Below are 9535 nucleotides of genomic sequence, written 5' to 3'. Positions count from 1 at the left end.
CGCCTCAATCGCAAGATTTTAGCTCATACCGTCTGTTTTTGGCTTAATCGCCACAATTGTGATCCTCTTCAATTCGACGCACTTGTTACGGAATATTAAGTCGCACATCGCGTAACTTACTAACAGAACATCCCCTCTCACTATCTCATTCTCCCAGAGATGCCAGCATTCCTTCTGTAGTCAGCCAATCCTCGTCACTTGCTGCTTCCCATGCTGCAAATTCGACCTCTAACTCATTGGGTATTTGTACCAGCAAAGGAGTCAGCAGTGCGACAATCTCTCCACTCACCGAATTTCCATGAGCTTGCGCTCGTTGTGCGATCGCCTGATATAGTTCCATCGGCAATGTCACTTGAGCATCAATGTCACCTGAACCATTCATAAGAACTGAGATATCGATAGAATATCTTATTCATTGTATTGCGATCGCACTGAAATTTTACACTTCCAACTTTGTTTGACAGCGATCGCAAGTTCCTTGGACAGTCACTTCATAGCGTTCGGCTTTTAACCCCGAACGCAGTTTATTCAAATCAATACACTGAAAGGTATTCCAATCAATGTCTTCAATTGCACCACAACAGTTGCAGCGAAAATGATGGTGTGGCAAAACTTTGGCATCGTAACGTGAGACACCTTCTTCTAACAGCACTTCTCGCACTAAGCCGACTTCCCGTAAGGCTTGCAGTGCAGCATATACTGTGGCTTGAGAAGAAGTAGGTGCATCTTGATTCAAGCTTGTCAGAATTTGATCTACTGTGGGGTGGTCTTCTCGCCCTAGTAGGTTGGCATAGACGGCGAAGCGTTGAGGCGTTACTCGCAATCCCTTGCCCTTGAGTGTTTTGACAATCTCATCAGCTTTTTGCTGCATAGCATTCACTTGAATCATATTAACAGAAATAGATCACTATTATAACCTTTTTCAGAAAGATAAATTGTAGAGAGTACTTCTCACTAATATATAAGTCTTAGTTCAGAATAGTTATGCTTTTATCATATCAGTTCAAACAGCAAAACTTTATACTCTGAGATTATCGGAAAACAGTAGCGATCGCTCTAGGCGGATGGGGTCAGTTACTCATAGCATTAAAACAACCCCTTCGCATAAATGAACTCAGCATGAAACGAACCAGGAAGTCTCTGCTGCTCACCTTGAGTTGGATTTTGTTGTCAGTTAGTACATCAATTGTAATTATTCTGACGCAACCTTTAGCACCTGTTCCAGCCCAAGAACCTGCCACTACCACCGTAGAAACAACAGATACACCCAGTTCCGAAATTTCACAGCCAAACCAAACGCCAAAACCAGAAGCGACTGAACCTAAAAAACCAGACACCGCCACAGAACCTGCACTTACTCCTGAAGAACTTGCCCGTCAACAAAAATTTATCGAAGCTGATAAATTATACCTCGCCGGAAATATTACTGAGGCAGAAAAACTTTATCGGGAAGTTAAAACACCATTCGCCAACACAGATACTGCAACTCAAGAACGTAAACCCGCCATTGTTGATGCGACGCAACTATCCCCAGCAGGTAAAGTTTACTGGCGAGAATCAGAAGCGGGAATTGCGGCTAAGTTGCAAACAAGAACAGAAGTACCGCTAAAACTATTAGTTGAACAGTATCCCGAATTTATTCCTGGCCATATTCGCTATGCTGAGATTCTCAAGCAATATAATCGCCCCAAAGAAGCTGTAGAGGTTTTAGAACAAGCATCATCACTATATCCCGATCAGCCAGATTTAATTAAAGCTAAAGTTACCGCACTGGCTGATGAAAAAAAATGGATGGAAGCATCCTTAGCAGCGCGTCAATTTGCTATTCTTTATCCGAATGATCCGCAAGCCGAGGAATTTACCCAACTTGCAGAAATCAATCTCAAACGCTACAAAGCCCATATCCGCGAAGAAATTAGAGGTAACACTCTCGCTAATATTATTACAGGTGCAGTCGGCTATGCGGTGACAGGTAGTTTGTTAGGGCCGTTTTCTGCCTTAGACTCTACCATCTTGCTACTACAAGGCGAAGGTGCGGTGGGGGAATCGGTAGCGAAACAGGCAAAACAACAGCTACCATTAGTCAAAGATGAAGAAGTGCTGGCCTATGTGAACGAAATTGGGCAGAAACTAGTGAAAGTTTCAGGACGCACTGAATTTAAATACGAATTTTTTGTGATTCCTGAAGAAGAATTGAACGCCTTTGCCTTACCAGGAGGTAAAGTTTTTATTAATGCTGGTGCGATCGCTAAAAGTAATTCTGAAGCTGAACTCGCTGGGTTAATCGGTCATGAATTATCTCATGTAGTTTTATCCCACGGCTTTCAACTAGTTACCCAAGGAAACTTAATTTCTAACGTTACCCAATATCTGCCTTTTGGCGGTACAGTCGGTCAACTTTTCTCCCTCAGCTACAGCCGTGATATGGAACGTCAAGCAGATGTTTTGGGTACTCGCTTGATTGTGGCGAATGGCTATGCTGCTGATGGGTTGCGTAACTTGATGGCGACACTACAAAAACAACAAAAAAATGCGCCTCCTACCTGGATATCATCTCACCCCGGCGGTAAAGAACGGGTAAATTATCTCGAAAACTTAATTATTCGGGGTAAATACAACCGCTACAGTTATGAAGGCGTTGAACGTCACACAGCCATTCAAGCCAAAATTAAACAAATCCTCAAAGAAGAAAAAGAAAGAAAAGAGAAAAAGCGGCGTTCTGAATGAATCAAAAAACAAATTTCTGCGTCACTGAAATTATCAATTAGCTAACCTCATATCTACTAAAGGATAATTTATGGCATTTCAACCCTTGAAGCTATTATGTTTAAGCGGTTTGGGCTTATCTTTATTTTTAGGTAATTCCGCCGCCTTTGCTCAAGTTAATGATGGTGGTGGTATTGTTGTACCTACCACTTCCGATCCTTATCCATCAGGTTCATCAAATCCTGTAGACACTTCCTCTAGTGGTACCGTAGCGACTGGTACCAGATTTAGCTGTCAAAACAGCAATGGTCAATATATAGTAATGTATCAACCCGAAAGCCAACCAGGAAGATTCTTTCCTTGGGCTGCTCCTGCACAATTGGGTGGTGGTTGGGACCCGTACAAACGTTGTGTTACTATTGCTCAACGCTTAGAAGAATATCGTCCCGATGGTTTGCAAGAACTCCAAACAGGTTTTTTGAATAACGAAAATATTGTTTGTGTCACTACTGAAGCTAACTCTAGTTGTCGAATTGTATTGACAGTACCCAGAGATAAAGACCCTTATACTGTCCGCAATAGCATTTTCCAAAACTTAATTTCTGCGGATGATGGTCAACAAACTACGGCTGTGAATACTTTCCGCAATAATAGAGGCGGCGCAGATGAAATTTACAATATCGGACGCACAATTTTAGGTGGAAATAATCGCAGAGTTAGCTCATCGAGAAGTGGCATTAATCTTAAACCGTTCCTCGATCGCAAAGATGGTGGAACTGGAACACAATTACGCAATGGTGTCGCAATTCGTCGTCAAACTCCGACTCAATCTCAAAATCGGACTCGCTTAAATCCTGGTAATTTCCGGTAATATTGTGTGCAGTGAATGTCAAATCTTGACTGATGAAAACTCTCATTCAAGCTCTGTGTTATTTGGGCTAGAGTGAGAGTTTTTGTTATTGGTATAATACAGGAAATTTTCACATACTTACAACTCTTCCCATCTCTGCAAAATTTCCTCAACTGTAGATTTTAGTTCTGGTAAATTCTGCTCAATTACACCCCAAACTCGATTTAAATTTACCTTTAAATAATCGTGAATGAGTACATCTCGAAAACCAGCTATCTGTTGCCACGGTAAATCTGGATAAGCTGCTTTTATTTCAGGAGATAATCGCTTTGTTGCTTCCCCAATAATTTCAAAATTTCTAATTACCGCATCTTGAATAATTAAGGTTTGCAAAAATACTTCTTTGCCACTACAGGTATAAAGCTCAATGCGCTCAATACATTCTTTGATGTTACTCAAGTACAAGCGATCGCCTTTCATAACATTACAGCTTCCTGTAACACTTCATCTCTAATTAACTCATGCAGAGTCTCTACTTCGGTTACATCCACTTTACGTCCAAGCAATTGCTCCAAAGATTGTATGAAAGCAATTTGATCTAGTAAAGTTCGCTGTGGTTCAAGGTCTATCAGAAAATCTACATCACTATCTAGTGTAGCTTCTCCTCTAGCTACAGAACCAAACACTCGCACATTATATGCGCCGTACTCAGCAGCAATTTGTAAAATTTCTTCACGGTAAGCTGTGATTATTTCATCAATACCCATAACCTAACTTAAATCTTTCTTATTTTCATAATATATGGTACAAGCTTCTGTTATCTATCACCTGATTTCTGCTATGGCGTTTTTCATTGCAATGAGGTACATTCATCTAGCCTCTAGCCTCTATCTCCTATCTACTTGTACTGCACTCAACCGAGAAACGCTATATTGCTTTGTACTTTATGCAAATTAATTATTCCCGCGTTATACACTTAAGCCATATTATTGATGAAAATATACCTTTATGGCCGGGCGACCCAGCGATAGAACTTAACACTGTTGCTGATATTCAAAATGATGGTTACTATCTGCGGCGTTTTGCGTTAGGTGAACATAGTGCTACCCATATCAACGCCCCGAATAGTTTTGATTCTGCTGGTGCAGGAATTGATGAATATGTGGCGGAATCACTGGTTTTATCGGCAGTAGTGATAGATGTCTGCGAAGTTGCCGAAAATAATCCTGATTATGCTTTGAGTATTACTGATATTCTGGCTTGGGAGGCAAAATACGGTGTGATTGCCAGGGGTAGTTTAGTCATACTGTATACTGGCTGGCAGCACAAGTGGACTGATAGCCATGCCTTCTTTAACCAAGATGCGGCAGGAATTATGCACTTTCCAGGCTTTAGAGGTGATGCTACACAGTTTTTGTTGGATGAACGGCAAATTGCTGGTGTAGGAATTGATACCCACGGTGTTGATCCTGGAAAAGATAACAGTTTTACGACTAACCATTTAGTGTTGGCACAGCAGGGTATTGTGTTGGAGAACTTGACGAATTTAGATCAACTACCTCCTCAAGGTACTACATTAGCGATCGCAATTCTCAGATTACGTGGTGGTTCTGGTTCTCCTGTGGGTGTGTTGGCTTTTGTGCCTTAATTTTTGTGTATAACTTTTTCGCCTTCTGCCCATTCTTTAAACTTGACGTTAACGTAGAAAGCAAATCAAATCTATAGCAATTACGGACTTTCTTAACTTAGTGAGGTATAGACAAAAATAATTAACCGCAGATAAACGCAGATGGACGCAGATAGATTTGTTCTTCAGTTAACTAGTAAACGCTATATCTAAAAGAAATTATTCAATACTAATTATGACTTTGCTAACTTGTCGCAATTATATTAATGGTCAGTGGGTGGATGCTACGACAGGAAACGTTCTGGAAAGTTATAACCCTGCTGTGGTAAGTGAAGTTGTCGCCACCTTTCCCCGTTCTCACACTGAGGATGTGGATAAAGCCGTCGCCGCCGCCCGTGAAGCTTACCGTAGTTGGCGGCAAGTTCCTGCCCCAGCCAGAGCCGAATATATTTTTCGTGTGGGAGAATTATTACTCCAGCATAAAGAAGAACTCGCCCAATTAATTAGTCGGGAAATGGGTAAACCCTTAACCGAAGCTAGGGGTGATGTGCAGGAAGGTATTGACTGTGCTTTTTATAGTGCTGGTGAAGGAAGGCGGCTATTTGGGTTAACGACACCTTCAGAAATGCCGAATAAATTTGCGATGACAGTGCGAATGCCCATTGGTGTTTGTGCTTTAATTACACCGTGGAATTTCCCTGTGGCTATTCCTTGCTGGAAAGCTATGCCGGCTTTGGTATGCGGTAATACTGTTATTCTCAAACCTGCTGAAGATACTCCCGCTTGTGCAACTAAACTAGTAGAAATTTTTGCCGCCGCCGGTTTACCAGCAGGTGTAATTAACTTAGTGCATGGTGTTGGTGAAGAAGTTGGTAAAGCTTTAGTCGAACATCCCCATGTTGATTTAGTTTCGTTTACTGGTTCTTCGGAAACGGGTGCTTTTGTGGGTGCAACTTGCGGACGCACTCACAAGCGTGTTTGTCTGGAGATGGGCGGTAAAAATGCCCAAGTGGTGATGGAAGATGCCGACTTAGGACTAGCTTTAGATGGTGCGGTTTGGGGGGCTTTTGGGACAACTGGGCAACGTTGTACGGCTACGAGTCGGCTGATCTTGCACCGTGACATTAAAGAAGAGTTTACGGCAATGCTGTATGAGCGTACTAGTAAGTTACGCTTGGGTGCTGGTTATGACCAAGATACAGAAATTGGGCCGATAATTAATCAAAGGCAATTGCAACGGGTGAATGAATATATGAAAATTGCCCGTGAAGAAGGGGCAAAAATTTTAATTGGTGGCGAAATTGCCACTGAAGGACAACTACAACAGGGTAATTTCTTTTGGCCAACTATTTTAGATAATGTTACGCCAGATATGCGCGTTGCCCGTGAAGAGATATTTGGCCCTGTAGTGGCATTAATTGAGGTTAATTCCTTTGAAGAAGCGATCGCTATTCTCAATGATACTAATTACGGTCTGTCTTCTTCCATTTATACCCGCGATATCAACCGGGCGTTTACCGCCATGCGGGACATTGAAGCAGGCATTACCTATATTAATGGCCCGACTATTGGCGCAGAAGTACATTTACCTTTTGGTGGTGTGAAACAAACAGGTAACGGACACCGCGAAGCCGGAACCACTGCTTTAGATGTATTCACAGAATGGAAGAGTGTGTATGTTGACTTTTCTGGTAGTTTACAACGCGCCCAAATAGATAATCGAAGTTAGTCAATCGCCTCTTGCATGAGTTGGGCGAAAATAAACTAAAATCCCGACACCCCAAACCCTTTCACCCAGTCGCCACAAACAATCTTTGTGCAGAAATCCTCATAAAATAATGCCCTTTGTAATGTATCTAAACAAAGGGCGATAAACACTAAAGCTAAGAGGGCAATATATGAATGTAATATGTATCACCTGGGAATGGTAATCTAGCTTACCTTTATGTTTTTTTCATTTGTGCAGCGTGAACAGAAACATATATGACAAGTTTGATACATATTTGTTAAGAATAGTTACAGCACCCGTAACACTAGGAAATATTTCTTCTTATGGTAGACTCCCTTGAGAATAACCCACCGCATCAAGTCGTGATCATTGGTGGTGGCTTTGGTGGACTATATGCAGCAAAGGCACTGGCTAAGGCTAAGGTAGAAGTAACGCTGATTGACAAACGTAATTTTCACTTGTTCCAACCATTGCTGTACCAAGTTGCCACAGGTACACTATCACCTGCTGATATTTCCTCTCCGTTGCGATCGGTATTAAACAAAAGCAAAAATACGAAAGTGTTGTTGGGAGAGGTGAATGATATAGATCCCCAAGCACAGCAAGTCTTTTTGGGTGATCAAGCGATACCATACGATACGTTAATAGTGGCTACAGGTGCCAAGCATTCCTATTTTGGGAAAGATAACTGGGAAGATTTTGCGCCTGGTTTAAAAACTGTAGAAGATGCGATCGAAATGCGTCGCCGGATTTTCTCGGCGTTTGAAGCCGCAGAAAAAGAAACTGATCCTGAAAAACGTCGGGCTTGGTTAACCTTTGTGATTGTGGGTGGTGGCCCTACAGGGGTAGAATTAGCAGGTGCGATCGCTGAACTTGCTTATCAAACCCTCAAAGAAGATTTCCGCAACATCGACACATCCGAGGCAAGAGTTTTACTTCTAGAAGGACTAGATCGGATTTTGCCACCCTTTGCACCAGAATTATCGCAACAAGCAGAAGCATCTTTACAGCAATTGGGTGTTAGCGTTCAAACCAAAACTTTAGTCACCAACATTGAAAACGATATTGTCACCCTCAAACAAGGTGATGAAGTGAAAGAAATTGCTGCCAAAACAGTATTATGGGCAGCAGGTGTGAAAGCTTCACCAATGGGGCAAGTTTTAGCAGAATGTACAGGTGCAGAATGCGATCGCGCCGGACGAGTGGTTGTTGAACCAGACTTAAGCATCAAAGGCTATCCCAACATTCATGTAGTTGGCGACTTAGCAAACTTCTCCCATCAAAATGGCAAACCTCTTCCTGGTGTTGCGCCAGTAGCGATGCAAGAGGGAGAATATGTTGCTAAATTAATTAAGGAAAAAATCAAAGGTAATACCTTACCTGCTTTCAACTATAGCGATCGCGGTAGTTTAGCCATGATTGGGCAAAATCTAGCCGTCGTGGATTTAGGCTTTATCAAACTCAAAGGTTTCTTTGCTTGGCTATTTTGGCTATTAATTCATATCTACTTCTTAATTGAGTTTGATAACAAACTAGTAGTCATGATTCAGTGGGTATGGAACTATGTCACCCGCAAACGTGGCGCAAGATTGATTACTGGGCAAGAAGCTTTGGCACAAGCAGGAAATGAAGCGCCTAGTAAATATTACAAAGCCACGCCACCAAGACAAGCACTCAATGTCTAAAAAGGTAGGACTTACGCACCAACATTGTCTGTAGAGATTGGGTGTGAGGGTGAAAGAATATGGGGTGTAAGGGTTTTGGATACATACACCCCTATACCCTTTCACCCTTGCCCATGATGATTTTTCGCTGTTCCCTGTTTAACAATCATTAGATAGTAAAAGTCTAGGTATCGGCAAGTTTTGATTTTCCAGCAATTCACTTGCCGGAATTTTGTTTAAACTTGTTTGCTGTAATACTGTCAATAATTCGGCACTTTGGCTTAATAACTCATCTACATTAATACCGCCATAACTATCTGGATAACGGCGCAGGCGGTTGCTTCCTTCTCCGAGTAAAATAGCTGCGCCGCGCAAATTCTCATTTCTGAGATGATACAAAGCTACAGCAATTTGGAGAATGCCCTGGTAAAAAGTTTTTTCGGGTTCAATGGCTTCGATCCACAAAGCCTCTAAAGTGTCATGACAGGCGTAAAACTGTCCAGAGTTGAACTGTTCTACACCTTGCCAAAACTCTTGGGGCATAGTTTCGCTCATGCCATACTATCTCTTACTTCTTTAATAGTTTCGATAGAGATTTCTTGGCTTTCACCAGCAAATTCATTGTCTGATGTTAAAAACAGCATACAATGGCATTCTTTCCGTTCCCTCATTGGTACACAAGGACAGTTCCAATATGTAGCCTTGACTTCAGCTTCTTTGTCTTCGTAGTGGCGACAGGGACACAAAGGCGCACCTAGATCGTCTTTATGTTTGGCTAACCCTTCAATTACCACTGCTGTAACCGAAGGTTCACTACAGAAGTACGTTCCAGTACGCTTGGCGTATTGTTCGGAAAAATGCCGCATTGCTTCTAAGCTTTTATCGCTGGAATGTGTGTTAACTTCTGATGTGATCATGTGGATCGGCCGCTCATAATTTAAATATTTCTTTGCATTGTA

At 42.0% G+C, this 9535-nt stretch carries 11 protein-coding genes and 1 pseudogene; 6 read left to right on the top strand and 6 right to left on the bottom strand.

What is annotated here, in order from left to right; all coding sequences use genetic code 11:
- Positions 1–99, top strand: a pseudogene (locus H6G77_RS22780) (IS982 family transposase); the annotation flags it as partial.
- 46 nt (positions 100–145) lie between these two features.
- On the opposite strand, the gene H6G77_RS22775 reads toward H6G77_RS22780, so the two are convergent.
- The gene (locus tag H6G77_RS22775; protein ID WP_190588722.1) at positions 146–382 is read right to left on the bottom strand and encodes an Arc family DNA-binding protein; all 237 of its coding nucleotides are present in this window, start codon (positions 380–382) and stop codon (positions 146–148) included.
- A gap of 57 nt (positions 383–439) precedes the next feature.
- The gene (locus H6G77_RS22770) at positions 440–871 is read right to left on the bottom strand and encodes a Fur family transcriptional regulator (RefSeq protein ID WP_190588906.1); all 432 of its coding nucleotides are present in this window, start codon (positions 869–871) and stop codon (positions 440–442) included.
- 248 nt (positions 872–1119) lie between these two features.
- Here H6G77_RS22770 and H6G77_RS22765 point away from each other — a divergent pair, with 248 nt between their 5' ends.
- Positions 1120–2727 (top strand): M48 family metallopeptidase, encoded by a 1608-nt coding sequence (locus H6G77_RS22765; RefSeq protein ID WP_190872801.1) that lies wholly within the window; start codon positions 1120–1122, stop codon positions 2725–2727.
- Positions 2728–2797: 70 nt separating this feature from the next.
- Positions 2798–3577, top strand: a complete 780-nt coding sequence (locus tag H6G77_RS22760) for a COP23 domain-containing protein (RefSeq protein WP_190588720.1) — start codon at positions 2798–2800, stop codon at positions 3575–3577.
- Positions 3578–3694: 117 nt separating this feature from the next.
- Here H6G77_RS22760 and H6G77_RS22755 read toward each other — a convergent pair whose 3' ends face one another.
- Complete coding sequence (locus tag H6G77_RS22755; RefSeq protein ID WP_190588719.1) at positions 3695–4036, bottom strand: DUF86 domain-containing protein; 342 nt, start codon at positions 4034–4036, stop codon at positions 3695–3697.
- On the bottom strand, positions 4033–4323 hold the full coding sequence (locus H6G77_RS22750) for a nucleotidyltransferase family protein (RefSeq protein ID WP_190588718.1): 291 nt from the start codon (positions 4321–4323) through the stop codon (positions 4033–4035). Before H6G77_RS22750 ends, H6G77_RS22755 begins: the two co-directional genes overlap by 4 nt.
- A gap of 179 nt (positions 4324–4502) precedes the next feature.
- Here H6G77_RS22750 and H6G77_RS22745 point away from each other — a divergent pair, with 179 nt between their 5' ends.
- The 3 genes from H6G77_RS22745 to H6G77_RS22735 all read left to right on the top strand — a co-directional run bounded on the left by H6G77_RS22745 (position 4503) and on the right by H6G77_RS22735 (position 8597).
- Complete coding sequence (locus H6G77_RS22745) at positions 4503–5204, top strand: cyclase family protein (protein WP_190872800.1); 702 nt, start codon at positions 4503–4505, stop codon at positions 5202–5204.
- Between the two features lie 211 nt (positions 5205–5415).
- Complete coding sequence (locus H6G77_RS22740) at positions 5416–6912, top strand: aldehyde dehydrogenase family protein (RefSeq protein ID WP_190588904.1); 1497 nt, start codon at positions 5416–5418, stop codon at positions 6910–6912.
- A 323-nt stretch (positions 6913–7235) separates the two neighbouring features.
- Positions 7236–8597 carry an NAD(P)/FAD-dependent oxidoreductase gene (locus tag H6G77_RS22735; RefSeq protein WP_190872799.1) on the top strand — a complete coding sequence of 454 codons (1362 nt, stop codon included), beginning with the start codon at positions 7236–7238 and terminating at the stop codon, positions 8595–8597.
- 138 nt (positions 8598–8735) lie between these two features.
- Here H6G77_RS22735 and H6G77_RS22730 read toward each other — a convergent pair whose 3' ends face one another.
- Together H6G77_RS22730 and H6G77_RS22725 are read right to left on the bottom strand one after the other, a co-directional pair.
- Positions 8736–9131 (bottom strand): DUF309 domain-containing protein, encoded by a 396-nt coding sequence (locus H6G77_RS22730; protein ID WP_190588715.1) that lies wholly within the window; start codon positions 9129–9131, stop codon positions 8736–8738.
- Positions 9128–9493 (bottom strand): ferredoxin thioredoxin reductase catalytic beta subunit, encoded by a 366-nt coding sequence (locus H6G77_RS22725; protein ID WP_190588714.1) that lies wholly within the window; start codon positions 9491–9493, stop codon positions 9128–9130. Before H6G77_RS22725 ends, H6G77_RS22730 begins: the two co-directional genes overlap by 4 nt.
- Positions 9494–9535: the final 42 nt, after the last annotated feature.

This window comes from Aulosira sp. FACHB-615 (assembly GCF_014698045.1).
In the GTDB taxonomy this organism is placed as follows: domain Bacteria; phylum Cyanobacteriota; class Cyanobacteriia; order Cyanobacteriales; family Nostocaceae; genus Nostoc_B.
This window is presented reverse-complemented; position numbering and strand designations above follow the sequence as displayed.